The sequence below is a fragment of the Curtobacterium sp. S6 genome (assembly GCF_000710345.2).
Taxonomy (GTDB): domain Bacteria; phylum Actinomycetota; class Actinomycetes; order Actinomycetales; family Micrococcaceae; genus Rothia.
Map to the genome: position 1 here is coordinate 1,507,233 of NZ_JHEL01000015.1, position 25,524 is coordinate 1,532,756.

Sequence of the window (25,524 nt, forward strand, 5' to 3'; positions counted from 1 at the left end):
TATTCACGCATTAATCGCAAGGCCTGGAAACTCCCCGCCGGGGAGGTTTGAATGGAACCGATCCGACCGGCGGCCCGATCCCCGCCGGTAGTAGACTTGATTAGTAAAGCTATACAGTTCTCACTCGCACAGGAGACGGTCATCGTGTACGACCCTCAACGATTCAAGGAATACTTCGACCACGCCTTCACCTACGAGGCCGGCTTCCGACGCAACGTGCGGCGTTACGGCTCGGCCGCGGCCATGATCGACCCGGACACCGGAGAATCGTGGACCTATTCCCAGCTCGACGCCGAGGTGGCGCGGGCGGCGTCGGCCCTGAGCCAGGCGGGTGTCGGACGCGGGGATTCCGTGGTCTATCAGCTGGCCAACGGCCCGGAGTTCGCGATCCTCTACCTCGCGACCCAGCGGCTCGCCGCCGTGAGCGTCCCGATCAATTACCGCCTCTCCCCGGGCGAGACCGCCCACATTCTGGACGACAGCGACCCCAAGGTCTTCGTCCACTCGTCCACCTTCCACCGGGACAGCATGGAGGCCGTCCGGCTCTCCTCGTGCGATCCGGTGCGCTGGATCGTCGGCGGCGAATCGGACCAGGCCGCCACGCCGTTCTGGGACGCGCTCAAGGCCGCCCCGAACCGCCGGATCGAGGTTCCGGAGGACTTCTCGACCTACGAGGAATCCACCCGGCTCTACACCTCGGGCACCACCGGGATGCCCAAGGGCGTGCCGCTGCCGTCTCTGGTCGAGGTGATGTCCGCCCACGACGTCATCATGCACTTCCCGCTCTCCCCGCAGGACCGCACGCTCAACACGACCCCCTGGTTCCACCGCGGCGGCCTATACTCGGGCGGCCCCAACCCCGTGTTCTACTCCGGCGGTTCGGTGGTGCCCATGCGCGTCTTCGACGCCGACCGCGCCCTGGACCTCACGGAGGAACTCGGCATCACGTTCCTCATCGGTGCCCCCGTCACGCTCGGCATGCTGGCCAACGCCCAGGAGCGCAAGCCGAGGGACCTCTCGACGCTGCGTGGGATCGTGACCATGGGTGCGCCGCTCTCGCGCGCCGACGCGATCCGCTACCAGGAGATCCTCACGCCGCGGATCTTCAACGGCTACGGCACCACCGAGACCTTCTGGAACACGTTCCTCCGCCCCGAGGACCTCCCGGATCACGCGGGAACCACCGGTCGCGCCTCGACGGACGACGACGTCGCCGTCGTCAAAATCTTCGAGGACCGGGTCGCCACCCCAGAGGAGACCGTCGCGCCGGATAACTCCGAGATCGGCGAGGTCATCATGCGCTCCCCGAAGTCGGGATTCTCCTACTTCAACGCGCCGAATCGCGACGAGGAGAAGTTCCACTACGGCTGGCTCTACCCCGGGGACCTCGCGACGTGGGACTCGGAAGGATTCGTGACGGTCGTCGGCCGGAAGGACGACATGATCATCTCCGGCGGAGAGAACATCCACCCGGTGCAGATCGAGGAAGCCCTCGAGACGCATCCGGGCGTCCAGACCGCCGTGGTGGTCGGCGTTCCGGATAGCCACTGGGGCCAGCGCGTGGTCGCGTACGTGATTCCCACGGGAGAAGGAGCCACCCCGGAGGATCTCGACGCCCTCTGCCGCGAGGAACAGTCCCTGGCGAACTTCAAGCGGCCGCGCGCCTACCGCATGGTCGACGAGCTCCCGCTCACGCCCACCGGCAAGAAGATGCACTACAAGGTGGCCGAGATCGCAGAGGAGGATGACAAGGCCGGAAAGCTCGTGGCACCGGGTTCCTAATCGGAGGGGCGAGCACGCGGCGATTCTTCGAGACGGCGGTGGAATAATCGTGACCGTATACGTCACGACGCGAAGGGAAAACCATGCTCGTCCTGGTCATCAATTCGGGCTCCTCGTCCATCAAATACCAGGTGCGCGAGGTCTCGACCTCGGCCGAAAATATCGCGCCCTACACCTCCTCGATGCCCGCGATCAACGAGCGCATCACGCTCGAGCAGGCGACCGTGGGAGTGGAGGGAGACCAGGTTCTCACCAAGGGCCTGATCGAAAACATCGGCGAGGGCGGAGACATCGCCGACCACGCGCAGGCCCTGGACGTCATGGCCCAGCGACTCGACGAAGCCCTCGGCGGGCGCACGATCGACGCCGTCGGCCACCGAGTCGTGCACGGCGGCGAGCGCTTTTCCGCGCCGGTGATCGTCAACAACGAGATCATTCGGGCCATCGAACGCCTCGCTCCCCTCGCCCCGCTCCATAACCCGGCCGCCGCCCTGGGCCTGCGGGCGGTGGAAAAGAAGTGGCCGGGCCTGCCGCAGGTCGTGGTCTTCGACACCGCGTTCCACCGGTCCCTTCCGGAGAAGGCGTGGCGCTACGCGATCCCCGACTCTTTCTATCGGCTCCACGGCATCCGGCGCTACGGATTCCACGGCACCAGCCACGACTACGTGACGGGAAAGGCCGCGGAATTCCTCGGGGCCGAGCGCGAATCGTTCAACGCCGTCGTCGCGCACCTCGGCAACGGGGCTTCCGTGACGGCCATTCAAGGCGGCACCTCGGTGGACACGTCCATGGGCTACACCCCGCTGGCCGGGCTCATCATGGGAACCCGCTCGGGCGACGTCGATCCCTCGGTCCTCACCGGAATCCTGACCCGCGACCGTTCCATGAGCGCCGAAGAGCTCGACCGGATCCTGAATAAAGAGTCCGGGCTCGCGGCCATCGGCGGCAGCAACGACATGCGCGATCTCACCGAGCGGACCGAGGCCGGCGACGCCAAGGCCGCCCTGGCCATGGAGATGGCTGCCTATCGCCTGGTCAAGTACATCGGCGGCTACCACGTGGCCGTGGGCGGCATGCAGGCGCTGATCTTCACGGCCGGCATCGGCGAGAAGGGCCCCGAGTTCCGCAAGCTCGTGGTCGACCAGCTGTCCGCGCTGAACATCGCGCTGGACGATTCCGCCAACGCGGTCCGCTCGGATGATATCCGGGTGATTTCCGCCTCGGACTCCGCGATTCCGGTGCTCGTGGTCCCGACCGACGAGGAACGCGCGATCGCCGAGGCCACGGCCGGATTGGTGACCTCACGCATCCAGAGCTGAGACCCCGGTGGGGGCCTGTTGCCCAGGCCCCCACCAGTCTCCGTTCAGCCTCCTCACCTAATATCGGGGAAATCATCACCCGCATCTCTTCACCCCGACGGAAAGAGATTCTTTGACTTCCCCACGTCATCACCAGCATCTATCAGGCCATTCCGCATCCCGGCGCACCCTGCTCGCGGGCGCGACCGCGCTCATCCCGCTGGCCTACGCCGGCGGCACCGCCGCCTCGGCGTACAGCCCCGAGGAAAACACCAGCAGGCTCGACGCCGCCCAGCGGCTCCGCGAGCTCGAATCACGCTTGGAAGGCCGCATCGGCGTCCATGCCTTCAACTCCCAAACCCAGGTACGCTTCGGCTACCGCTCGACCGAGCGCTTCCTGTTCTGTTCGGTCGGCAAGGTTCTGGTGGTCTCGACGATCCTCGATCGCGCGACCTCCGACCCGAGCCTGCTGTCCCGCAACATTGACATCACCGAAGAGGACATCCTCCCGTACGCCCCGGCGACCGGCCAGCACATCGGCGAATCGATGAGCGTCGAGTCCCTCTGCGAGGCGGCGATCACCTTGAGCGATAACACCGCCGCGAACCTCCTCGTCGAGACGGTCGGTGGCCCGAACGCCGTGACGGATTTCGTCCGCCGAACCGGCGACGTCCTGACCCGCATGGACCGCACAGAACCCGAGCTGAACGACGCCGCCGGCGAGCTGGATACCACCACCCCGGCGGCCTTCTGCTCGACGCTGGAGAACCTCGCCCTGGGGACCGCGCTGACCCCCGAGCATCGGCTTCGGCTGACGACCTGGTTGAAGGCCAACACCACCGGGGCCGATCAGATCCGGGCGGGTGTGCCGGCGGGCACGACCGTCGGGGACAAGACAGGGGCAGGCACCCACGGGGAATCCAACGACGTCGCCGTGATCTGGCCCAAGAACGGCTCGCCGGTGGTGCTGTCGATCTTCACGACGTCGAGCATCGCCGATAACCAGGCCGCGCAGAAGAGCGCGATCGCGGAGGCGACCCGGATCGTGACGCCCATCGTCACGGGCTGACGACCTGCGGCCCGCGCCGCCGCGTCGTCACCGATGGCGCCAGCTGGCCCACAAGGCCGGCAGCCTGGCCGCGCCGAGGGCCCCGGGCACCACGGACCGTTCCCACGTGCCGAGGTGCGCGATGTCCTCACCCCCGAAGGACCGCTTGAACGCGCTGAACCCGGCCCACGGGTGGTTCGGTTGGTCCTTTGGGGCGATGCCGAAAAGATCCGCGGTCCGCTGACCGGCCCGGGCGGCGTCCACGAGGGCCGTGCTGATGAGCGGCTGGTTGGGACGCAGTCGCCGATGCCGGGCCGGCATCGCCGCGTGGGCAAAGAGCCGTTGGGACGGGCTGTCGTAGACCAGCGTGGCGCAGAGGGGATCCTGCTCTTTCCACGTGCTGTACAGGGTCGCGGCCCCGGACGGCATCATGCTGACCGCCAGGCTCCGCAGGTACTCCGCGGATCGGGGAACGATCCCCTGATCCCTGGCGGATTCCTCCAGGAACCTCGTGAGAATCTCGATGTCCCGAGGGTCCCGGCTGGTCTTCACCTCCAGGCCCTTCTTGGAATGATTGCGATAAATGGTCCGGTTGCTGCCGCTCATCGCCGCCACGATCTCCCGTTCCCCGGCGCCGAGGTCGATGAGCCGCGTATTCGCCGGCTGGTGATCGCGGGGTGCCTTGCGATAGCGCTGACGGGTCAGGGTCTCGGACCAGCGCTCGGCATCGAATCCCTCGGCGGACCGCTCGAAGTTCCGAGGCTCCACACGCACCCACCACGCGCCGATGCGTCGCCCCAGGCCGTGCACGGCCCGAAGCGCGGCCTGAAGCGCCTGTTCGCTCGCGCACAACGGCCCGTAGGGCACGTAGAGATACGACCCCACCCGTCGTTTCTCTTCGATGCACAGGGCCCGCCACCCGTCCCCGTCGAGCTGCCAGGTCCGTTTCCCCAAGGAACGCTGAAACTGAGACCAGGCGTCTTCTTGAAGAACGGACTCCATGCTGTACACCATCGGTGGGTTACCTCTCTCGTCATCGAACTGGAGATTGCCCCGGAGCGAACCGTGGCCATGCATCTGGGGTTCGCCGCCGAGGGGCCGGCGGATGGGTCTTCGGAGGAAGTATTTTTCGCGAGCGGGATTCTGCGCTCTCACGAGGGTGTTCGTTCGACAGGCGGCCGCGGAGGTAGCATGGTCCGCGTGGACAGGGAAGTTCCGCGACGTTTTGAAGCGACGCCACGACAACAAGGCAAGGCCACGTGATCGACCCACCGGAGCCCTCAGAGGAATCCGCCGAGGCTCAACGAGCCCGATGGATCCTTGACAGCGCCCGTGGCGACGAGACCGCTTTCGCGCAACTCTACGACCATACGGTCTCGGTGGTCTACGGCCTCGTCCTGCGGATTCTTCGATCCCGGGAGCTGGCCGCGGAAACCGTCCAAGAGGTCTACCTCATGGCCTGGCAACAGGCCGACCGTTTCGATCCGGAGCGGGGCACCACCCAGTCCTGGCTGTGTACCATCGCCCACCGGCGTGCCGTCGAGAAGGTCCGCGCCGTCTCCCGGTACCGATCCCGCGAGGACCGCTACGGCGCTGGCCTCGGCTCGTCCGAACCCCACGACCTCACCTGGGAAGACGTGGAGAGGACGCTCGATCGCACCGACGTGCAGTCGGGTCTGGCGGAATTGTCCGAGCTTCAGAGGGAAGCCTTGATCCTCGTGTACTTCCGGGGCATGAGCCACCGGGAGCTCGCCGAGGCTCTCCGGATTCCGCTGGGCACCGCAAAATCCCGGATCAGAGACGGTCTGACGAATCTTCGAACGGTATTGGGGGAATAATGGCGACTCACGACCCACGCGGGCTGAACGACCCCGAGCTCATCCACGCCGACGCCTCCCTGTACGCGATCGACGCTCTCGACGCCGACGAGGCCCGCGCCTTCGAGGAACACCTTCTCGGATGCCCCGCCTGCCAAGACGACGTGGACGCCTTCCGCAACACCGCCGGACGCCTCGGGGCAAGCGTCGCCGTCGATCCCCCGCCCGAGCTCCGCGCCGACGTCCTGGCCGCCATCCGGGCGCACGGTGACGCACCGGCCGCAGAGGCCGCTCCCGCGCGGGAGCCCGAGGCCGCCCGTTCCGCGACCGTGACGCCCATCGGCCGGCACCGGCACGCCCCGGCCCGGTCCTCCCGGCACCGGTGGCTCCTCGCCGCGGCGGCCCTCATCCTGGTTCCGGGCGTGGCCGTGGGCGGCTGGGCCGTGGGCCACGAGACCGGCCGCAAGAGCGTCGAGGCGAGCCTCCAGCAGGACCGTGACCAACAGCAACAACGTCAGGAAGACCTCCTGATGGCCCCCGACATGACGATGAGCCACATGCCGCCCCACGACGGGGTCTCGGGCATGGTGATCTCCTCGAAGAGCAAGTCATCGGCGATGTTCATCGGCTCGGACTTCACCGACCCGGGCCAGGGAAAGCAATATCAACTCTGGCTCATGATGGACGACGGCACGCCGGCGCCCGAGGGGACCTTCGATGCGGGCAATCCGAACGTGTGGCTCACCGGAGACGTCGGCGGCGCCCAGGCCGTCGCCATCACCGTGGAGCCCACGGGCGGCTCGGCCAAGCCCACGAGCGACGTCATGATGACCGCCACAATCGAGAACCCCTCCACGCACACATGAGGTGCGACGGAGGACTCCGTCGCACCTCATGGATGGTCATTCTTGTTAGCGGTAGAGCCGCGACCCCTCGTCCACGCCTTCGAAGCGGAACGGTGCCTGGGTCTGCCGCTCGGTGCGGTAGTTGTCCGTCGGCTGGACGAGCGTTCCCGGATGCAGCACGCGGTAGCGGTCGTAGCCGATCGGCTCGCGGGCGTCCAGGATCGCCTGGTGCTCCTCGGCCCGCAGGTGCTGGCGGTAGCCGGGCAGGATCACGCCGGTGAAGAATTCCGCGACCGCCCCCGAGCCGTACGAGAAGAACCCGACCCTCTGGCCCTCAAGGTCTTTCTGCGAGTCCAACAGCGCGAGGAATCCCAGGAAGATCGAGGCGGTGTAGCTATTGCCGAGTTGCTTGTTGTACCCGAAGGTCGGCTCCAGGGCCGCGGCGGCCTCGGGCTTCTCCAGGGGAACGCCGGCCTCCTTGGTCAGGCGCATGTGCGCCTTAACGGCCATCTTGGTGAAGGGCTGGTGGTAGCAGAACCAGTCGATCTCTCGGAAGTCCACGCCGCCGTGGGCGCGGTAATCGTGCCACGCTCCGACCAGGGCATCCATGTAGGCGCCGACGGAGAATTTGCCGTCCACCAGGGCGGTGTTCCGGAAATTCGGCCGCCAGAAGTCCTGCACGTCCGTGGTGTATACGCCCTGGGCCGGCTCGATGGCCAAAATATCCGGGGAGGCCTGCACGAGGAACGCCACCGCGGCGGCGCCCTGCGTCGGCTCGCCGGAGGTGTCCACGTCGTAGCGGGCGACGTCGGAGGTGATGACCAGGACCTTCTCCTCCGGGTTACGGGCGACAATGCCGAGCGCCATCTGCAGGGCGCCGATGCCGCCGTAGCAGGCCATCTTGGTCTCGATCGTGCGGATCTCGCGGGGAAGGTTCAGCAAGCCGTGCACGTACACGCCGGCCGACTTGGACTGGTCGATGCCCGATTCGGTCGCGAACAGCAACGTTCGAATACCGTCGGTGCCGTTGCGTTCGATGATGCGCTGCGCCGCGGCCGCGCCCATCGTCACGATGTCCTCATCCTCGGCCGGGATGCTCATGGTCTCCTGGCCGATGCCGACGTAGAACTTGTTGACATCGATCTCGTGCTTCTCGGCCAGGTTCTTCAGGTCGAAGGAGTAATGACCCGTCGCGAACGCAATGTCCTGAATACCCGTGGAGGGCGCGGCGTCGGGGCCGGCCGCCTGCTCATGATTCGTCTGAGTGCTCAACTATCGATTCCTTTCGATCTTCACGTGAGCCTCCATGAGCTCACCCGGGTTGGTCTGTGCGGCCAACAGGGACAGTTCCCCGCAGAATACCGAGGCCGCACACAAAACCGCTAGCCGTTGGGCGTTGAGGCCGGGTTCGCGGTCCTCGCGGCAACCCAGTCGCTGGAGGCCTTCCTCGACGACCTCGAGTCCGGCCCCCTTTCCATTGCCCACGGTACCGACGATGAGGTTCGGCAGGTTGCACGAGAAGTACAGGTCGCCGTCGCGGACCTCGGCCGTGGTGATCCCCTGGGACCCCTCGACGATATTCGCCGCATCCTGGCCGGTGGCCAGGTAGAACGCGAGCAACATATTCGCGTAGTGGGCGTTGGCCACGCGCAGGCCCCCGGCGAGGTTGGTGCCCACCAGGTTCTTGCGCGTGTTGAGGTCGGCGATCTGCTCGGGAGTGGTCTTGAGGAAACGCACGACGGTCTCGCGCGGGATTAGCATCTCGGTGATCACGTTCTTGCCGCGCCCCAGGATGCCGTTGACCGCCGTCGGCTTCTTATCCGAGCAGAAATTCCCGGAGATCGAGCCGTACTTGAGCTCGGGATACTCCTGGAGGATCCACGGCATGAGATTGTCCGCGGCCAGGGTGACCATGTTGTGGCCCGAAGCGTCGCCGGTCGTGAAGTCGAAGCGCACGAACAGGAGATTGCCCGCGTACTGGAAGTGCAGGTCGATCAGCCGCGCAAAGCGCGACGCCCCCGCAACCACGGCCTGGAGGTCGTCCCGGCGCGCATTCAGCTCCTTCGCGACGCGATGCGCGGTCCCGGCGTCGGGCGCCTCGAAGTAAACCGAACGCGTCATCCTGTCGTCGACGAGGGTCGCGCGGATGCCGCCCTCCACGAGGCGGGAGATCTTGGACCCCCGCTTGACGGACGGCCACAGCGGGGTCTCGTAGGTGGCCAGAGGCACCTCGATCTCTTCACCGTCGACCACGTTCCCCGAGACGCGGATCGGGCCGATCCACTGGGTGGGGATGGGTGTCTGAAAAGGTTCGTGCATTCTTCCTCCGGTCATGGTCTATTCCGCCGCCGATCGCGCGCGTCCACGGCGATTCGCGAGCCCGGCGAGGTCGGTCCCCCGCAGCTGCGCGGCGCGGGCGAGCTCGCCGCCGACCAGCACATCCGTGGTGGCCAGATCCGCGGTTCTCGCCGCCCCGAGCATCGCGTACATCTCGTGCAACCGATCCCTCCAGTCCGTGATCTGCTCGACCAGGCGGCGCGTCCCGTCGGCACCGGCCTCGAGGCCGGAGTCACCCAGGACGGTGTGCAGAAAGGTTCCCGCCACGCCCACGGCCCGGGCGCCGAGGGCCAGGCCGCGGACGACGTCGTAGGGGTTGCGCACGCCGCCCGAGGCGAACAGCGCGGGTCGCGGCGTCGCGGCGGGCAAGGACGCGGCGTCGAGCAGGGACGCCGGGGCCGACTGGCCAAAGTCCGCGAGAAAGGCGTAATCCTTGCCCTCCCGGCGCTCGTTTTCGGCCCGGGCGAAGTTGGTGCCGCCGTTTCCGGCGGCGTCGGCGATCGTGACGCCCAGTTCGCCGAGCCGGACGATCGTTTCCCGCGAGAGTCCGAATCCGACCTCCTTGACGATGACCGGCACGGACACCGAGTCCACGAGCGTCGCGATGTTCTCGCACCACGCGCCGAACCCGCGCGATCCCTCGGGCATGACGGTCTCCTGGACCGCGTTGATGTGGATCTGCAGGGCGTCGGCCTCCAGGGCCTCGACGACGCGGCGGGCCGCCTCCGGCGTCGCATCGGCGCTCAGGTTACCCATCACAAAGCCGTGAGGATTCTTGTCCCGGAGCACCCGGAACGTCGGCAGCACGGATTCGTCCCGCAGGTAGATGCTCATCGAACCGGTCGCGATCGCGATGCCGGTCTCGGCGGCCGCCTCCGCGAGGGCGGCATTGACCCGGCCGGTGGTCTCGGTTCCACCGGTCATGCCGTTGATGTAGAACGGCAGGGGCCAGTCGATGCCCCCGGGCAGGGAGGTCGAGATATCCACGTCGGCCGCGTCGATGCCGGCCAGACCGTGGTGCAGGATGCGCACGTCGTCCCAGTCGGTGCGGGAGGGTTGCTCCCGCTGTTGGGCCGCGGCGTAGTTCAGGTGGTCGTCCTTGCGGCTACGGATCATGCTGCGTCCCTTGGATCGGTGGGCGTGAAAGTTTCGTGGCGAATGCTGTGTCCCCGGTCGGAGACGTGGAGGTCGAGGGGGCGGATATTCGCGCTCACCCACGCGCGATCCAGGCTGGCGTGGGGCGCGCCCGAGGGCCCAAGTGCCATCCCGCAGTCCCCGCCGCCGGAGCCGGAGGACTTGGCCCACCAACCGGTCGACAGCGCCGCCTCGACCAGCGCGGTCAGCTCGGGGGTTTCGATCACGGTCCCGCGTTGTTCGGCCAATTCTCCCAGAATCGCCCTCGCTTCGGCCACGATGGTGCCGATCTCCGCGACGTTTCCGCTGATCAGGGCCTTCTGGAAGGCTTCGACGCGCGAATCGCTCCGGGCCAGGAGCTCGGCCGGAATCGGCGCCTTCTTCCGCATCTGCCCCACGAGTTCGGGGGTGTCCGCTGGGTCGCCGGTCCATCCGACGCGAACGTCCACGGGAGCCACGCCCACCTGGCCCTCCGGCCCGTCGAGGCGCTCCAGGTGCAACCCGGGCCACGGGGCCGCGAGGAGGTCTTCGACGCGGTTCTCACGGGAGGCCTCGGCGAGCCACTCGCGATCCGGCGAGGCGTAGGAGACCCACCCGCCGAGCGAGCTCGCCGCGATGTCCCCGCCGGAGGTCGTGCGGGTGACCTGGACGGTCGCGATCATCGCGAGGCGATACAGCTGTTCCGGGGTCAGGTCCATCCGGTACACGCTCCCGATCGCGCCCACCGCGGCCGTGGTCACGGCCCCGGAGGAGCCCAGGCCGAATTTGGCGCCGGTTTCGGCGTCGTCGAGATGACTACTGACGTGAAGTTCGTAGTGTTGCGGGTCCAGGCCGCGTTCGCGCCGCAACGCCTCGACGGTGCGCAGCGCGGAAATGAGGTAACGGTAGAAGCCGGCGACGTCCTCGTCGATCTCCAGGACATCGCCCTGGTGCCGCCACACGAGGGAAGATGTGCTCGCGGTCGACCGGAGGGCGCCCTCCCGCGGCGCGGGCCGCGCCTCGACCCGGACGTAGCGGTCCACGGCGATCAGGATCGCGCGGTGACCCGGTTCGACCACCGCGTACTCGCCCAGGACGTACAGCTTGCCCGGCGCCTCGGAGACGATCATGCATCCTCCGTGAGATACGCGCCGGGGCCCGAACGCGCCGCGATGAGCTCAAGCTCCGGGAAGCGCACGGCGAAGGCCGCCCGGGTTTGTTCCAGATCCGCCTCTCGGCAGAGCACCGCGACGTTGGGACCGGCGTCCGCGGTCGCGTAGACCTCCAGCCCTTCCCCGCGCAGCTGCCCCGCGGCGTCGAACAGGGCCACGGAGGTCGGGGAGAGATAACGGATCACCGGGCGATTGCCGTTGATCGCCGCGTGCATCCGCAAGGCATTGGACTCGGTCAGCTCGCCCACGCGCGTGTAATCCTCGGCGGCAAGAGCGGACTGCATGTCCTCGAGGTCCTTCGTCGTGCTAGACACCCAGCCGTCGAAGAACGGGGACGTCTCGGCCGTCTGTTTCATCGCGATCCGCGAGGAGACCGACTTCTGCGCCGCGGAGACCACCGCGATGACCATGGCCAGCCGCGGCCCGGGGACCTTCTCCGCGAAGGACGTGGCATCGGCTTCCTCGTCGTGCCCGACCCCCGGATGCCACACCGCGAGGTCCTCGATGATCGAACGGCACGCGGACCCAGACCCTCGGCGAGCCAGCCGGGACAGCGAAGCGGTGTCCGTGGGCAGGCCATAGGCGGCGCTGGCCGCCGTCGCGAGGGCCGCGAAGCCCGAGGCGCTGGATGCCAGCCCCGCGCCCGTCGGAACCGAGTTCTGCGATACGACGCGCGCGTGCGTGCGCTGACCCGCGCGTTCCCGCACCAGATCCAGGAACGCGCGGACGCGCTCCAGGGCGCCGCCCTCGACCTCGGCGTCGTTGAGCGAAAAGGAGTCCTGCGACAAGCTCGGGTCCAACCGAACGCTGGTGCGGGTCGGGAAGACATCCAAGGTCAGGGACAAGCTACCGGTGTACGGGAGGACCCGCTCGGAATCGCGCTTTCCCCAGTACTTGATCAGGGCAAGGTTGGGGTGCGCCACGGCGGTCGCACGGGACGAGATCACTGCTCAAACTCCTCGGGGTTCAGGATCCAGGTTTGGAGTGCGCCGGACCGCTCCAGGTCCCGCGCCAAGTCCTGACCGTGCTGGGCATCGCGGGCGAGCGCGATGATGCACCCGCCGCGCCCACCGCCGGTCAATTTGGCCCCCAGCGCCCCGGCCTCGCGGGCACACCGAACGAGCTGATCCAGGTGCGGGCTCGACACGGACAGCGCCCGCAGGGCCTCGTGAACCTCGTTCATGCGCCGGCCCAGGGCCGCGCGTTCGTCCTTGAGAAGGTTCTCCCGTGCGGCAACCGTGTGGTCGCGGATGGTCGTGAAGTAGCGAGCGACGTCTTCGGGATTGGTGCGCATCATGGCGGTCACCGCCCCGACCGCCGAGTGGGTGTCCCCCGGTTGACCGGAGTCGGCGACCACGATCGGGGCCCCGAGATTGACCTCGATGTCCTCGGCCTGACCGTCCTGGAACCAGATCGGAGAACGGCTCAGCACGGTGTAGGCGTCGAGCCCGGAAGGATTGCCGTGGGCCACGCGCTCACCGGTCTGGACGAGGCTGTGGCGGACGGCGCGAGAGAGGTCATCGCCGGTCAGATCCGCGATCGCGTTGACGATGCTCGCGGCCCCGGCCGCGCTGGACCCCAGTCCGCGTTCCAACGGAAAGTCGCCGATGCAGGTCACGTGGAGTCCGCGGGGTTCGCGCCCGATGAGATCGAGGGTCGCGATGATGGTGGCCCGCAACGGGGCGAGCATCGGGGGCGCGCTCGCGAGGGGGCCGTCGTAGATGTCCACGGTGAGCCACAGCGGGCCGGGCGACGGCGTGGCCGTGGCGGTCAGGCCCACCTGTGGGAGGGGGAAGGCGATGGCCGGGTGGCCGTGCACCACCGCGTGCTCACCGAAGAGAATGACCTTTCCCCAAGCAACCGACTGGCCAACAGCCGAGGCCTGTAAGGATTCATCCTCTTTCAACTTGTGCAAAATTCAGAACTCCGATGGACAGGAATAGATACTTTCCGAGACGGATCAAGCATATTCCGTGTTCACCAGGAGTCACATTTCCGTGAACTCCCCGAACGCCCGGGGCGGGTATCCGTGAGGGTCGGTGAGCAACGGAGCCGCCTCGGCTGGTCCCCACCGCGCCGGAACGGATCCCTCATCGAACAACCGTCCTCGCGCGGCATAGACCAGAATATCGGAGATCGTCCTCCACCAGGATAAATTCGGCCCATCCCGTGCACTGGTCCACACCGGCGCGTGGTCGTTCTCATATTCGTGACGGCGTTTTCGGCCCTCGAAAAACCGCACGACGACCGCGTTACCGGGGCCTCCGGGCCGAGGCCCGCCCCGACGTGCCCCACCGGATCCGGCCGATGAGCCCCAAAATTAGGACGGTCACGAGCACCAGCAGGGCCGTCATCGCCGACCCCAGGAAAAGATCCCCGCGGTCGATCGCGGTGAAGATGCTCACCGGAATGGTCCGCCACGACGCCGGGTAGACCATCACGGTGGCCCCGAGCTCACCCATGCACAGCGCGACGGATAGACCGGCCGCGGCCCCGATCGCGGGCATCAGGCGCGGGAGGGTGATCGCCCACAGGATCCGCGCCGGCGACGCACCGAGGGCCGAAGCGACCAAACGTTGCTGCGGATCCAAGCCGGCCATCGCCCCTTTCACGGTGGAAAAGGTGAAGGAGAGGACCATAAGGCACTGCACGATCACGACGATCGCGGCGGTACCGTTGAGCGCCAGCGGGGGCCGAGAGAACGCGATCAGCGTCCCCAACCCGATGACGACCGAGGGCAGCGCCGCCGGAAGGTGAAACAGCACGGACAGCGGCTTGGCCCACCACGCGGGAGCGGCGTCGGCGGCCAGGGCTCCCCAGGTGCCGAGCACCACCGCGGACAGCGACGCGATGATCGCCGTCTGGATGGAGACCCAGAAGCTGGCCAACGAGTCGCCGCTCAGGGCCTCCCCCAGGTGGCTCAGCGTCACCCCCGAGGGCATGACGTCGGTCCACTCGCCGGCGAGCGCGAGGACCAGGGTCATCACCAGCGGCGAGACGAGCAGCGCGAGCACCACCGCGGCAAAGAGGATCCAGAGGACCCACCGGGTCAGCGAATTTCTGATCAACATTGTCGGTTCCCCTGTCGGTGGCGGTCGGACGGGCGGTCGGGGTAGGTCATGGGGTCTTCCTCCGCAGCAGAAGCAACGCGTAGACGCCGTAGATCAGCATCGAGATCACGGCCTGAATGCAGGCGATCGCGGCGGCACCGGGAAGGTCGAAGCTCACGATCGAGCGGGTGTAGACGAGCAACGGAAGCGTCGTGACCCCCTGGGCGCCGGTGAAGAGGATGATGCCGAATTCGTTGAGGGTCAGCATGAACACCAGGATCGTGGCGGCGCCGAGCACCGGCAACGCGGCGGGCAGGACGATCCTCCGCAGGATCGTCAGCGGGTGCGCCCCGAGGGAGGACGCGACGTCGATCTGGGTCTTCGGGAAATCCTTGAGCATCGCGAGAACCGGTCGCACCACGAACGGCGTGAAGAAGGCGACCTCGGCCAGCACGACGCCGTGGATGCTGTTCATGATCTGGATCGGCCCTTCCTCCGCCCCGGTCCCCTTGGCCAGCGCGGTGTTGACGAGACCCACGGGCCCGAAGAGCGTGCCGAAGGCCAGCGGTATCAGGAAAGACGGGAAGCTGACCACGGTTTCGATCAGGCGTGTGACGAGCCCGGCCCCGGGGAACGGGACCAGCGCGAGGATCACGGCGATGAAAGATCCCAGGACCATGCATCCCAGAGTCGCCATGATGGCCACGCGAAGCGTCGTCCACAACGCGCTGAGCACCTCGGGGTCGGACAGGGCCAATCCCCAGGCCTCTCCCGTGTGCGCGCCGTCCGCGTTCTCCAGGGAGGTCATGACGATCTGGCTCAGCGGGTAGACCAGCAGGAGCAGAAGCACCAGCATGGGCGCGGCCTTGAGGAGTATCGGCCACCAGGCCCGAGGGCGTTCCAGACGCGTCTGCGACCGGGGCGTGGTCTCGGCGGGGCGGCCGGGTGCGGTCTCGACGGCGGTCACGACACATCACTCTTTTCCACCGGAACCACGAGGATCTCCGAGGGTTCCACGGTGACCCTCAGGGAGTCCCCGACCTGGGGAACGGGCTGGCCGGCGGTCCGCTCCAGGTGCAGGGTCTGCCCGGTCTCAGGGGAGACCGCTTGGACCCTGTGGCTCGACCCGCGCCACTGCACGCCGGTCACCTCGACGCGCAGGGCCGGGTTGCTCGAGGACCCTCCGTCGACGACCGTCCACGACCACGGCCGGACGGCCAGGCCGACGGTCTGCCCCGCCGCGGAATCCTCGCGGGCGACCGCTTCCAGGACATGTCCCAGGTAGTCGGCCCGCAGGGGAGCACCCGCGGCGGCGTCCTCGAGAATCCTCGCGGGCAGAACGTCCGCTCCCCCGAGGAACGTCGCGGAAAATTCGGTGGGCGGATGGTTGAACATCTCTTCGGTGCGTCCCAGCGACTCGATGCGGGCGTTGCGCATCACCGCGATGCGGTCCGCGAGCGCGAGGGCCTCGTTCTGATCGTGCGTCACGTAGACCACCGCGAGCCCGGGCAGCTTGTCCTTGAGCTGTTGCAGCTCGTGGACCATGCTCTGGCGCAGGGACGCGTCCAGCGCGGAGAGCGGCTCGTCCAGGAGCAAGACGTTGGGGCGGATCGCCAGCGCCCGGGCGATCGCGACGCGCTGCTGCTGACCGCCGGAGAGTTCGTCGGGCATGCGGTCGGCGTAGTCGAACATCCCGACCATGCGCAGGGTCTCGTCGACTCGGCGCCGGGTCTCCGCCGAGGCGATCCGGCGCGCCCGGAGGCCGAAACCGACGTTTTTGCGGACACTCATGTGGGGGAACAGCGCGTAGGACTGGACCACGATCCCGATGCCTCGTTGGGCGGGTGAGGCCGTGGTGACGTCCCGGCCGCCGAGGTGCACCGTGCCCGAGGTGGGCGTCTCGAAGCCCGCCAGGGCCTTGAGCGCGGTGGACTTCCCGGATCCGGAGGGCCCCAAGAGGGCCACCGTCTCGCCGGCGGCGATGTCGAGGGAGCAGTCGTGCAGTGCGGTGGTCGCCCCGTAGGAGACGGTGACTCGTCGCAGGGACGCGGCGGGTTCGGCCGTCCGGACGCTTGTCGCGGGGCCGGCCTGGGACAGGGTGGTCATGATGCGATGGCCTCTCGGTAGGCTTTCATGTCGGTTTCGAAGGTGGGCAGGATCGCGTCCCAGTCGGGGCTGAAGGTTTCGACCCCGTCGAGCGCTCGGCGAATGGTCTCCATCTCGGGGCCGGTGGGTTGGACATCGGTTCTCGCGGGGAGCCCGAAGGCATCCCGCGGAAGATCGGTTTGGACGTCTTTCGAGAGCAGAAACTCGATGAGCCTGCGGGCGTTGGCCGGCTGCGGGGCGTTCTTGGCGAGGCCCACGGTGTAGGGAAGCGAAATGGTCGTCGCCGTGCCCCCGTGGGTCGGGACAAAGGTTTCGTAGGCCAAGTTGTCCGAGGCGACGGCGGCCAAGGCCATCTGGAGGTCGCTATTGGCGACGTCGAGCTCCCCGGTGGAGACCTTCGGCCCGAGTTTGCCCGTGGACGAGGACGGGCCGACGTTATTGGCCTCCAGGCGTGAGACGTAGTCCAGCGCCCGGTCCTTTCCCATGACGTGCTGGAGCAGCAGGAGCATCGCGGTTCCGTCACCGGATTGGCCGGGCGTCGAATACTGCACCTTCCGATGCAACCGATCCTCCAGCAGGTCGTCCCATCCGCGGATGCGATCTCGCTGCCGGGCGTTACGGATCATGGTGAAGTAGTTCTTCACGAACGTCGCGTGCAGCCCGCCGGCGTCCCGGTCTTCGGGGGCGAGGTACGGAAGGTCGAGGCCGTGGGGTTGCAGGAGGTCTTTGTCGGCCGCCCGTTGGATAAAGGGCGGCAGGGTCACGAGCAGGTCCACCTGGGGGTTGGATATTTCCTTCGCGGCGCGGGCGACGACTTCCCCGGAGCCGCTCTCCACGAGGGCCACCTCGATTCCGGTGGTCCGGCGAAATTGCTCGAACTGCTTCTCGTACCAATCGCCGAGGCCGTCGGCGGAATATACGGTGACGCCTCCCTCGGAGCCCGAGGTTCCGGTGCCTCCGCAGGCGGCAAGCGTCCCACCGATCGCGAGCGCACCGGCGACGCCCAGGAGACCTCGGCGGGAGATGGAATGGTCCATGCTGTGGCCTTTCAGGTGAAGGGACGGACGGGTGGCGGGTCCACGCGTCCGGGATGACGAGGGCGGCGGGTCACCGCATCGAGCGTTCGGCCAGCCCGAGGCCGATGGTCATGCCGACCCCGGTGGTCACGACGCACGCCGAGAGATGATCGCTCAGGTCCCGTTGGAGGTATGCGCGGTCGCGGCTGGTCGCGTACACGCCTTGCCAGCGTTGCCGCGGGCGCAGTCCCCCCGGCCCGAGCCCCAGGAGCCGCTCCGCGTGGGCGAGCAGGGTTCCGGTCGTGGACTCCTCGAGGAAGGGCTCCTGCGTGGAGCGCACCTCGTGGGAGTCCCCGATGATCAGGGTTCCGTCGGGCCGCTGCGTCATCATGAGGTTCGCGTCGATGTCCAAGAGGTCCGGCGAGCGTTCGGTGAGTTCCTCCCGGAGGCCACGGGCCGCTTCCGTCTGGGAGAAAGCCTCGTAGCGCAGCATCGAGGTTCCCGAGAGAACCGCCGGTTCGATCCGGACGCCGGGGTCCTCGACGAGGGTCATCTGGAGGGCGCATCGCAAAATGGCGCATTCCTCGGCAAGCTCAGGGGCCACATAGTCGAGGTCGTGGCCGGTGCAGAGGTAGGTCTTCTCGGCGCGGAGGGGCCCGCGGGAGGTGTAGACGACGTCGTCCTCCGACCCCACAAAGGAGGTGTTGGGCCAGACGGTGGTGCCGGGCTGATCCGCGAGCCACGCGGCGATCTTGGGGACGGCCTCCCGCGGGTCCACGCGCAGGTCGTCCCGGAGCAGAGCGCCGGCCTTCAGGTCCGGCGGTCCGTCGGTTCCGAGGGTCCGCGACGCTTCATCGGCCGAGAGCATCCGGACTCGCTCCCCGCGGTCGTCGGCGAGCTCCTCCAGGATGTTCCGTTCACGGGCCGAACGGGCTAAGGCCAGGCCGCCGGTCTCGGCCGCCCAGAACCCGACGCGGTCGGCGAGCTCCAGCCAGCGGCGGCGGGCCGTGTACGCGAGGTCGGCAAGCTCTCCCACCTGTCCGGTCACGCACGCGTGGCCGAAATTGCGGATCGATGCGCCGATCGGTCGCCGGTCGCGGTCGATGATCGCGACCGTCTTCCCGGCGTCGAGGGCGGCCACGGCATGGCCAATTCCCACGATGCCGAATCCGACCACCGCGACATCCACCTCGGCCAAAAATTCGGCGGGGTTTCGGCGCCGCCACGAGGCGCGGTCGGCGTGGTGCTGTGTAGTCATGACACTTACCGTGCCCTCCGACCGCGGCCTCACACAACGGCAAATCGCACTTGTTCAAACAAGTACACGGGTTCTTCACTCTGATTCTTCCGGAGTTCACCGCCAGTTCAGATGAAGACCCACATTCACCCGAGATGACTTGTACAATCAAGATTCATGGAGACGACACACCGAGGGGTCGCCGCGGCCCTGGAAAAGTCATTTCGGCAAAATATCGCGGACGGCACGTGGCCCGAGGGGCAGCCCCTCCCCAGCGAGGCCCAGCTACAGCGCCAATTCGACGCGTCACGTGGCACGGTCCGCAAGGCGCTCTCGGGCCTCCGGGCCGAAGGTCTCATCTATGGTTCGCAGGGCCGCACCCCGCTGGTCCGGCGCAACACCACCGAGCAGTCCGCGCAGCACCTGGGAAGCTTCACCACGTGGGCGGAATCCTTGGGCCGCGTGCCGGGCCAGAAGACCCTGGAGGTCGCCAAGCGCCCGGCCGGGGAGGAGATGGCCGCCGCGCTCGACGTCGCCCCGGAGGACTTCGTGGTCTGGATTCGCCGCCTGCGCTTCATGGACGGGAAGCCCTCCATGCTCGAGGAGTCGGCCTTCACGATGCGTGCCGGGGAGTTCTTGCTGTCCTTCGATACCGACTCCGGGTCGATCTTTCGGCACCTGGCCGCCCAGGGCCGCGGGATCTACAGCGCCCATCACCGCATCGAGGCGGTCGCGGCACCCGAGGGTGTCGCCCGGGACCTGGGGTGCCCCGCCGGCACGCCGATCCTCCAGGACGAGCGGACGTCCTTCGACGCCGAGGGCAACATCCTCGAGTTCAGCCGGGACTCCTACCTGCCCGGCACCGTCAGCCTAACCATCGACAATCACTACAACTCCACACCTCACCTCCCGTAGCCACCGAAAGGTCCCCCATGAACACCAACACCACGACCCTCTGCGTCTTCGACATGGCCGGCACCACGATCGACGACGGCGGCCGAGTCTACGACGCCCTGCGCGAAGCCGTCGAAGAGACCGGCGCATCCGTGGCCGAGGCCGACCTCCAGACGTGGATGGGCACGGATAAGGTCCAAGCCATCACCGAACTCATGCGCCTGGGCGGCCAAGAACCCGCCGAGGACAGGGCCGAACGGGCCTTCGACCGCTTCCGAGAGATTCTCGCGGCGAGCTACGAGTCGCACCCGCCGCGGGCCATCGACGGCGCCGAGCGAACTTTTCGACTGCTCCACGACCACGGCATTCGCGTCGCGCTGACCACCGGGTTCGACGATCAGGTCGCCACCCCTCTGATCCGTTCGCTGGGTTGGGACGATGGCCGCATCGACGCCGTGGTGACCACCGACGACGTCGCCGCGGGCCGCCCCGCGCCCTACATGATCCACCGTGCGATGGAGCGGACGGGCGTGCACGACGTCGCCACGGTGCTGGCCGCCGGGGACACCGAGGTGGACGTGCAGGCCGCGCGCAATGCGGGAGCGATCTCCGTGGGCGTCCTCACCGGGGGCGCCGACCGCGAGCGGCTTCAAGCCCAGCCCCACGACCACATCCTCGACGGCGTCGGGGACATCCCCGCTCTCCTCGGCCTCAAGGCGTAGAGCGGCCCGGGCCGAAGCCTCCGGGCCGGCTAGGCCGGGACCACCAGGTTCAACAGCAATACCCCGCCGAGGCCCAAGACGGAGAGGACCGTGGTGTAGGTGGTGCGGGCCCGAATCGTCTCCATCACGCTGAGGTTGAAATACTCCTTGAACATCCAGAAGCCGGGGTCGTTGACGTGGCTCACGGCGATCGATCCGCACGCCGTCGCGAGGACCATGAGCTCCGGGGACACTCCGCTCGAGGCCACCAGCGGCGCCGCGATGCCGGCGGCCGTCGTCACGGCGACCGACGCCGAACCGAGAGCCACGCGCAGGATCACGGCGGTCACCCAGACCAGGATGATCGGGTGGACGGGCCAACCGGCAGTCATGTCCGCGATGTACTGCGCGATGCCCGTCGAGACGAGGACTTCCTTGAACGCTCCGCCCGCGGCGATGACCATGATGATCATGGCCATGGCCCGCGCGGATTCCGACATCGACGTCGCCACCTCGGCGAGCGGGCGCCCGCTCAACGGCCCGAAAACCACGATCGCCACGAGCAGGGTGATGAGCAGCGCGACCATCGGGGATCCGATGAACGTCACCGCGTCCATCACCGCACCCTCGGGGCCGGCCATGATGAAGATTTCGGCCCCCGCGATCATGACGACGGGCAGCAATGCCACGAGGAGCGAGCGCCCCATGCTCGGCATCTCGTGGTCCTCGAACTGCTTATCCGAGATCATGCCCTGGGGGATGCTCGGATTCATTTTCTTGACGAAGGCCAGGCGCGGCCACACCATCGCGACCAGCGCGCCCGCCGGGACGGCGATGAACAGGCCGTACAGGAGGGCCAACCCGGGCGAGGCTTCGTAGATGCCCGCGGCGGCCGTGGGGCCGGGGTGCGGCGGCAGGAACGAATGCATCGTGGACAGCGAGATCGACATCGGCAGCCCGACCCAGAGCAGGTTCGTGCGGGTCGCCCGGACCAGGGTGAACGCGATCGGGACCACGATCACGAAGGCCGCCTCGTAGAACATCGTCACGCCGATGAGCATCGAGGTGATGACCATGGCCCACTGGACGCGCTTCTCGCCCAGGAGGTCGACCACCCGGAGGGCGATGCGTTGGGCGGCTCCGGCGTCGCCCAGGATGCGGCCGATCATGGCCCCGAGACCGATGACCGCGAGGGTCTCCTCGAGCTGGCCCCCGATGCCGGCGCCGATGATCTTGGGGATCTCGGCGATCGTGGCCGGTTTGTCCTCCAGCGTCAGCATTCCGGTGGCGGCACCCCAGCCCGCGACAAGGACCGAGACGACCAGCAACGAGACGAACCCGTTGAGTTTGAATTTGGTCATCAGGACGAGCAAGAGGGCCACGGCCAGCGCGACGATCAAGAGGGGCATCGGTTTCTCCTTCGAAGCCAGTGGGGAGGGAACAGGTTTACGACGCGCCGTCTATGCCCGCCGTGTCCTGCTTCACATCGATTGAGTCTATGAGCCGTGTTTCAATATTGTCTATAACTAGGTTTGCATTTCGTAATACCTAAAACGCATCAACAGTCAGGGGAGCCATGTACACCTTCGATCAGCTGCGATGCTTCATCGCCGTCGCGGAGAACCTGCACTTCGGCCGGGCGGCCGAGGAGCTCGCCATGACCCAACCGCCCCTGAGCCGGCAGATTCAGAAGCTCGAGAAGTCCGTGGGGACCCAACTGATCGAAAGAACACACCGCCGCGTCCAGCTCACCCCCGCAGGTCAGGCCTTTCTGCACCAGGCGCGCATCGTCCTCGCGTCCGCCCAACGGGCCGGCGACTACGCCGTGGAAGCGTCCCGGGGCCGCCAAGGGCACCTGAGCCTGGGGTACACCGCGGCGGCAGGATTCACGGTGCTGGGTCCGTTGCTGACGCTGATCCACGAACGCATGCCGGCGGTCGGCGTCGAGCTGCACGAGATGGTCACCGCCCAACAGCTCGAGGGGCTCGACGACGGCCGCATCGATATGGGCCTGGGCCGCCTGGCCGCCTCCCCCGAGCCGTACGCGGCGACCTTGCTTCACGCCGAGGGCCTCGTGCTGGCCGCCCCCGAGGGGCATGAGCTCTTATCCCGGCGCCACCTCCACCGGGAAGACGTCGAAGGACACCCGATGATCATGCACTCCCCGCAGGGCGCGCGATACTTCTACGACCTCGTGATCAAGAACTTCACGATCAACCACGCGGACGTGTCCCATTCGCTGAACCAGGTGACCACCATGATCAGCCTGGTGGCCGCGGGTCACGGCATTGCCCTCGTGCCCCACTCGGCCTCGAAGCTCAGCATCCCGGGGGTGCAATACCGGCCGTTCGACGACCTGCGCAAGGACCTGGTGGAGCTGCACGTCATCACCTCGGAAGAGTCCGCGAGCCCCACCGCACGGAGGCTCGGCTCGATCCTCGCGGAGCTTCCCGAGGGGCTGAACCTCTAGGAACGTCACGCTTTGTCATGCATCTTGGGCATTACTATATGCAGAAGATAACTTAGACAGGTATGAGACCTGGCTCATAGACTCCGAATAGTCTCAGTCACCTTGACCACTAAGGAGTCCACATGGCCCGGTTTTCCCCACGGGAGCTGGCAGCGCATCTGAAGGATGGGTTGCTCTCATTCCCGGTGACGGCCTTTCGCACCGACGGCGAGCTCGACGAAGCCGCCTATCGCCAACACATCGAGTGGCAGTCAGCCCACGGAGTCACCGGCCTCTTTGCGGCCGGCGGAACCGGCGAGGGATTCAGCTTGACCCCCGCGGAGAACGCGACCGTGACCGGGTGGGCCGTCGCCGCCAGCAACCCCGAGGTCCCGGTGCTCGGCTCGGCGTCGGGTTCGACCCGTCAGGCGGTCGAATGCGCGCGGGGCGCGGAAGCCGCCGGGGCCGAAGGCATTCTGCTGTTGCCGCCGTACCTGACCGAATGCAGCCAGCAAGGCCTGCTCGAGCATGCCTCCGCGGTGTGCGAATCCGTCGGCATCGCCGTGATCGCCTACAACCGCGCGAACGCCATCTACAGCGCCGAGACCATCGCCGCGCTGGCCGAGCGTCACCCCAACTTCGTCGGTTTTAAGGACGCGGTCGGGGACATCGAGCACCTCGCCAAGGTGACCGCCCTCAACGGCGACCGCCTGTTCTACCTCGGCGGCCTCCCCACCGCCGAGACCTATGCGCTGCCCCTCCTCCAGATGGGGATGAGCACCTATTCCTCGGCGATCTTCAACTTTGCGCCCGAGTTCGCCCTGGACTTCTACCGGGACGTGCGCCGTCAGGACGGCGCCGCGGTCCAGGAGAAACTGCGTCGCTTCATCCTCCCCTACCTGGAGATCCGGGACCGCGGCCGGGGATACGGCGTATCCATCATCAAGGCCGGCCTCCGGGCGGTAGGCCGGGATGCCGGTCCGGTCCGCCCGCCCCTGAACGATCTACCCGCCGCCGACTTCGACGACCTGAAACGCCTCATCGAGACGTCGGGCATCGCCAAAACCCTCACGAAAGGTGCGACACGATGAACGCCACGCTTACCGGAACCTCCCTCATCAACGGCCGGTCGACGCCCGGCGCCGGGGCGACCACCCGAGCCGTCAATCCCGCGACCGAAGAACCCCTGGAGCCCGCGTATTCGCTCGTCGACGCGGCCCAGCTGGACCAGGCGACCTCGGCCGCCGAAGACGCCTTTCCCAGCTACCGCGCCCTGGCCCCGGCGCAACGTGCCGATTTCCTCGACGCGATCGCCGCGGGGATCGAGGACGCGAGGGAGGCCATCGTCGATCGGGCCACCTCGGAGACGGGGCTGACCGAGGCGCGGCTCAACGGCGAGGTCTCCCGGACCGCCGGGCAATTGCGCCTGTTCGGAACCGTCGTGCGCTCCGGCTCGTACCACCGCGCTCGGGTGGACCCGGCCCTTCCGGACCGCACGCCGGCCCCGCGCGTGGACATCAGGCAGCGCATGATCCCGCTCGGCCCGGTCGCGGTCTTCGGGGCCAGCAACTTCCCCCTCGCGTTCTCGACGGCCGGAGGCGACACGGCCTCGGCGCTTGCCGCGGGCTGCCCCGTGGTCTTCAAGGCCCACAATGCGCATCCGGGAACCGCAGAGCTCGTCGGTCGGGCGATCCTCGACGCCGCCGAGGCCCACGGGATTCACCCCGGCGTCTTCTCCCTGGTCTACGGCCCCGGAGCCGACATCGGGCAACGCCTGGTCGCCGACCCGGCGATCCACGCCGTCGGCTTCACCGGCTCGCGGTCCGGGGGCCTGGCCATCGCGAGAACCGCCTTCGAGCGCGAGACACCGATCCCCGTGTACGCCGAGATGAGCTCGATCAACCCGGTCTTCGTCTTCCCCGGCGCTCTGGAGGATCCGCGGCCGCTCGCCGAGGCTCTTGTGGGCTCGGTGACCGGTTCCGCCGGGCAGCTGTGCACCGAGCCGGGTATCGTCTTCGTGCCCGAGGGCTCGGCGGGTGACGACTTCGTCGCTGCCGCCGCCCACGGCATCAACCAGTCGGTCGGACAGACCATGCTGACCCCCTCGATCGCCCGCTCCTGGCACGAGGGCGTGGATCGCCTGGCCGCCCAGAGCGGCGTGACGGTCGCGGCCCGGGGAACGGATGGCGAGGGCCTCAACGCTCCCGGCCCGGTGCTCTTCGAAGCCGGCCTGGAGACCTTCCTGGCCAACGGCAACCTTCAGCAGGAGATCTTCGGGGCGACCTCGCTCGTCATCCGGTACCCCTCCCCGGATCGACTGGCCGAGGCCGCCGCGGGCCTCGAGGGCCAGCTGACCGCGACGATCCACGCAACGCCCTCCGACCACGGCGACGTCGCCTCTCTCCTGCCGCGCCTCGAGGCTCTGGCCGGGCGAATTCTCTACGGCGGCTGGCCGACGGGCGTCGAGGTCGGTCACGCGATGGTCCACGGCGGACCCTTCCCGGCGACCAGCGACTCCCGGACCACATCGGTCGGAACGCTCGCGATCGAACGATTCCTCCGCCCCGTCGCCTACCAGTCCTTCCCGCAAGAACTCCTGCCGGAACCGGTTCGCGACGCCAACCCCTGGAACGCCGCCCAGTCCATCGACGGCCAGTAG

23 protein-coding genes are annotated in these 25,524 nt (G+C 67.7%); 10 read left to right on the forward strand and 13 right to left on the reverse strand.

Annotation, left to right across the window (positions count from 1 at the left end; genetic code table 11):
* Nucleotides 1–144: 144 nt before the first annotated feature.
* The 3 genes from CURSPS6_RS09085 to bla all read left to right on the forward strand — a co-directional run bounded on the left by CURSPS6_RS09085 (nucleotide 145) and on the right by bla (nucleotide 4,149).
* Nucleotides 145–1,782 carry a class I adenylate-forming enzyme family protein gene (locus tag CURSPS6_RS09085; protein ID WP_235503714.1) on the forward strand — a complete coding sequence of 546 codons (1,638 nt, stop codon included), beginning with the start codon at nucleotides 145–147 and terminating at the stop codon, nucleotides 1,780–1,782.
* Between the two features lie 83 nt (nucleotides 1,783–1,865).
* Nucleotides 1,866–3,101 (forward strand): acetate/propionate family kinase, encoded by a 1,236-nt coding sequence (locus tag CURSPS6_RS09090; RefSeq protein ID WP_030015685.1) that lies wholly within the window; start codon nucleotides 1,866–1,868, stop codon nucleotides 3,099–3,101.
* Nucleotides 3,102–3,213: 112 nt separating this feature from the next.
* Nucleotides 3,214–4,149, forward strand: a complete 936-nt coding sequence (gene bla / locus CURSPS6_RS09095; protein WP_051687786.1) for a class A beta-lactamase — start codon at nucleotides 3,214–3,216, stop codon at nucleotides 4,147–4,149.
* Between the two features lie 27 nt (nucleotides 4,150–4,176).
* Here the strand turns inward: bla and CURSPS6_RS09100 are convergent, their stop codons facing one another.
* The gene (locus tag CURSPS6_RS09100; RefSeq protein ID WP_051687787.1) at nucleotides 4,177–5,142 is read right to left on the reverse strand and encodes a lipid II:glycine glycyltransferase FemX; all 966 of its coding nucleotides are present in this window, start codon (nucleotides 5,140–5,142) and stop codon (nucleotides 4,177–4,179) included.
* Nucleotides 5,143–5,387: 245 nt separating this feature from the next.
* Here CURSPS6_RS09100 and CURSPS6_RS09105 point away from each other — a divergent pair, with 245 nt between their 5' ends.
* Together CURSPS6_RS09105 and CURSPS6_RS09110 are read left to right on the forward strand one after the other, a co-directional pair.
* A complete protein-coding gene (locus tag CURSPS6_RS09105) occupies nucleotides 5,388–5,966 on the forward strand; it encodes a sigma-70 family RNA polymerase sigma factor (RefSeq protein WP_030015688.1) in 579 nt (192 codons plus the stop codon).
* Nucleotides 5,966–6,811 carry an anti-sigma factor domain-containing protein gene (locus CURSPS6_RS09110; RefSeq protein WP_030015690.1) on the forward strand — a complete coding sequence of 282 codons (846 nt, stop codon included), beginning with the start codon at nucleotides 5,966–5,968 and terminating at the stop codon, nucleotides 6,809–6,811. Before CURSPS6_RS09105 ends, CURSPS6_RS09110 begins: the two co-directional genes overlap by 1 nt.
* A gap of 45 nt (nucleotides 6,812–6,856) precedes the next feature.
* Here the strand turns inward: CURSPS6_RS09110 and CURSPS6_RS09115 are convergent, their stop codons facing one another.
* The 11 genes from CURSPS6_RS09115 to CURSPS6_RS09170 all read right to left on the reverse strand — a co-directional run bounded on the left by CURSPS6_RS09115 (nucleotide 6,857) and on the right by CURSPS6_RS09170 (nucleotide 18,842).
* The gene (locus tag CURSPS6_RS09115) at nucleotides 6,857–8,062 is read right to left on the reverse strand and encodes a hydroxymethylglutaryl-CoA synthase (RefSeq protein ID WP_051687788.1); all 1,206 of its coding nucleotides are present in this window, start codon (nucleotides 8,060–8,062) and stop codon (nucleotides 6,857–6,859) included.
* Nucleotides 8,063–9,109, reverse strand: coding sequence for a hydroxymethylglutaryl-CoA reductase (locus tag CURSPS6_RS09120; protein WP_030015692.1), 1,047 nt, complete (start codon nucleotides 9,107–9,109; stop codon nucleotides 8,063–8,065).
* Nucleotides 9,110–9,127: 18 nt separating this feature from the next.
* On the reverse strand, nucleotides 9,128–10,243 hold the full coding sequence (gene fni, locus CURSPS6_RS09125; protein ID WP_030015693.1) for a type 2 isopentenyl-diphosphate Delta-isomerase: 1,116 nt from the start codon (nucleotides 10,241–10,243) through the stop codon (nucleotides 9,128–9,130).
* Nucleotides 10,240–11,370 carry a phosphomevalonate kinase gene (locus CURSPS6_RS09130; RefSeq protein ID WP_035810383.1) on the reverse strand — a complete coding sequence of 377 codons (1,131 nt, stop codon included), beginning with the start codon at nucleotides 11,368–11,370 and terminating at the stop codon, nucleotides 10,240–10,242. Before CURSPS6_RS09130 ends, fni begins: the two co-directional genes overlap by 4 nt.
* The gene (gene mvaD / locus CURSPS6_RS09135) at nucleotides 11,367–12,359 is read right to left on the reverse strand and encodes a diphosphomevalonate decarboxylase (RefSeq protein WP_235503715.1); all 993 of its coding nucleotides are present in this window, start codon (nucleotides 12,357–12,359) and stop codon (nucleotides 11,367–11,369) included. Before mvaD ends, CURSPS6_RS09130 begins: the two co-directional genes overlap by 4 nt.
* On the reverse strand, nucleotides 12,356–13,327 hold the full coding sequence (mvk, locus tag CURSPS6_RS09140) for a mevalonate kinase (RefSeq protein ID WP_051687789.1): 972 nt from the start codon (nucleotides 13,325–13,327) through the stop codon (nucleotides 12,356–12,358). The genes mvaD and mvk overlap by 4 nt, the downstream gene beginning before the upstream one ends.
* A gap of 337 nt (nucleotides 13,328–13,664) precedes the next feature.
* Complete coding sequence (locus CURSPS6_RS09150; protein WP_030015697.1) at nucleotides 13,665–14,483, reverse strand: ABC transporter permease; 819 nt, start codon at nucleotides 14,481–14,483, stop codon at nucleotides 13,665–13,667.
* A 46-nt stretch (nucleotides 14,484–14,529) separates the two neighbouring features.
* Nucleotides 14,530–15,429: a 2-aminoethylphosphonate ABC transporter permease subunit gene (locus tag CURSPS6_RS09155; protein WP_051687790.1), complete on the reverse strand. Its 900-nt coding sequence runs from the start codon at nucleotides 15,427–15,429 to the stop codon at nucleotides 14,530–14,532.
* Nucleotides 15,426–16,568: an ABC transporter ATP-binding protein gene (locus CURSPS6_RS09160; protein ID WP_051687791.1), complete on the reverse strand. Its 1,143-nt coding sequence runs from the start codon at nucleotides 16,566–16,568 to the stop codon at nucleotides 15,426–15,428. The genes CURSPS6_RS09155 and CURSPS6_RS09160 overlap by 4 nt, the downstream gene beginning before the upstream one ends.
* Nucleotides 16,565–17,605: a 2-aminoethylphosphonate ABC transporter substrate-binding protein gene (locus tag CURSPS6_RS09165; protein WP_035810387.1), complete on the reverse strand. Its 1,041-nt coding sequence runs from the start codon at nucleotides 17,603–17,605 to the stop codon at nucleotides 16,565–16,567. Before CURSPS6_RS09165 ends, CURSPS6_RS09160 begins: the two co-directional genes overlap by 4 nt.
* A 70-nt stretch (nucleotides 17,606–17,675) precedes the next feature.
* Nucleotides 17,676–18,842: a TIGR03364 family FAD-dependent oxidoreductase gene (locus tag CURSPS6_RS09170; protein ID WP_030015702.1), complete on the reverse strand. Its 1,167-nt coding sequence runs from the start codon at nucleotides 18,840–18,842 to the stop codon at nucleotides 17,676–17,678.
* Nucleotides 18,843–18,998: 156 nt separating this feature from the next.
* Here CURSPS6_RS09170 and CURSPS6_RS09175 point away from each other — a divergent pair, with 156 nt between their 5' ends.
* The gene (locus CURSPS6_RS09175) at nucleotides 18,999–19,736 is read left to right on the forward strand and encodes a GntR family transcriptional regulator (protein ID WP_030015703.1); all 738 of its coding nucleotides are present in this window, start codon (nucleotides 18,999–19,001) and stop codon (nucleotides 19,734–19,736) included.
* Between the two features lie 17 nt (nucleotides 19,737–19,753).
* Nucleotides 19,754–20,437 carry a phosphonatase-like hydrolase gene (locus tag CURSPS6_RS09180; protein WP_030015705.1) on the forward strand — a complete coding sequence of 228 codons (684 nt, stop codon included), beginning with the start codon at nucleotides 19,754–19,756 and terminating at the stop codon, nucleotides 20,435–20,437.
* Nucleotides 20,438–20,466: 29 nt separating this feature from the next.
* Here the strand turns inward: CURSPS6_RS09180 and CURSPS6_RS09185 are convergent, their stop codons facing one another.
* Nucleotides 20,467–21,825 carry a gluconate:H+ symporter gene (locus CURSPS6_RS09185; RefSeq protein WP_030015706.1) on the reverse strand — a complete coding sequence of 453 codons (1,359 nt, stop codon included), beginning with the start codon at nucleotides 21,823–21,825 and terminating at the stop codon, nucleotides 20,467–20,469.
* Nucleotides 21,826–21,992: 167 nt separating this feature from the next.
* Between CURSPS6_RS09185 and CURSPS6_RS09190 the strand changes: the two genes are divergently transcribed.
* From CURSPS6_RS09190 to CURSPS6_RS09200, 3 genes are all read left to right on the forward strand, one after another.
* On the forward strand, nucleotides 21,993–22,886 hold the full coding sequence (locus CURSPS6_RS09190; RefSeq protein WP_035810389.1) for a LysR family transcriptional regulator: 894 nt from the start codon (nucleotides 21,993–21,995) through the stop codon (nucleotides 22,884–22,886).
* A 122-nt stretch (nucleotides 22,887–23,008) separates the two neighbouring features.
* On the forward strand, nucleotides 23,009–23,956 hold the full coding sequence (locus tag CURSPS6_RS09195) for a 5-dehydro-4-deoxyglucarate dehydratase (protein WP_030015708.1): 948 nt from the start codon (nucleotides 23,009–23,011) through the stop codon (nucleotides 23,954–23,956).
* On the forward strand, nucleotides 23,953–25,524 hold the full coding sequence (locus tag CURSPS6_RS09200) for an aldehyde dehydrogenase (NADP(+)) (protein WP_030015710.1): 1,572 nt from the start codon (nucleotides 23,953–23,955) through the stop codon (nucleotides 25,522–25,524). The genes CURSPS6_RS09195 and CURSPS6_RS09200 overlap by 4 nt, the downstream gene beginning before the upstream one ends.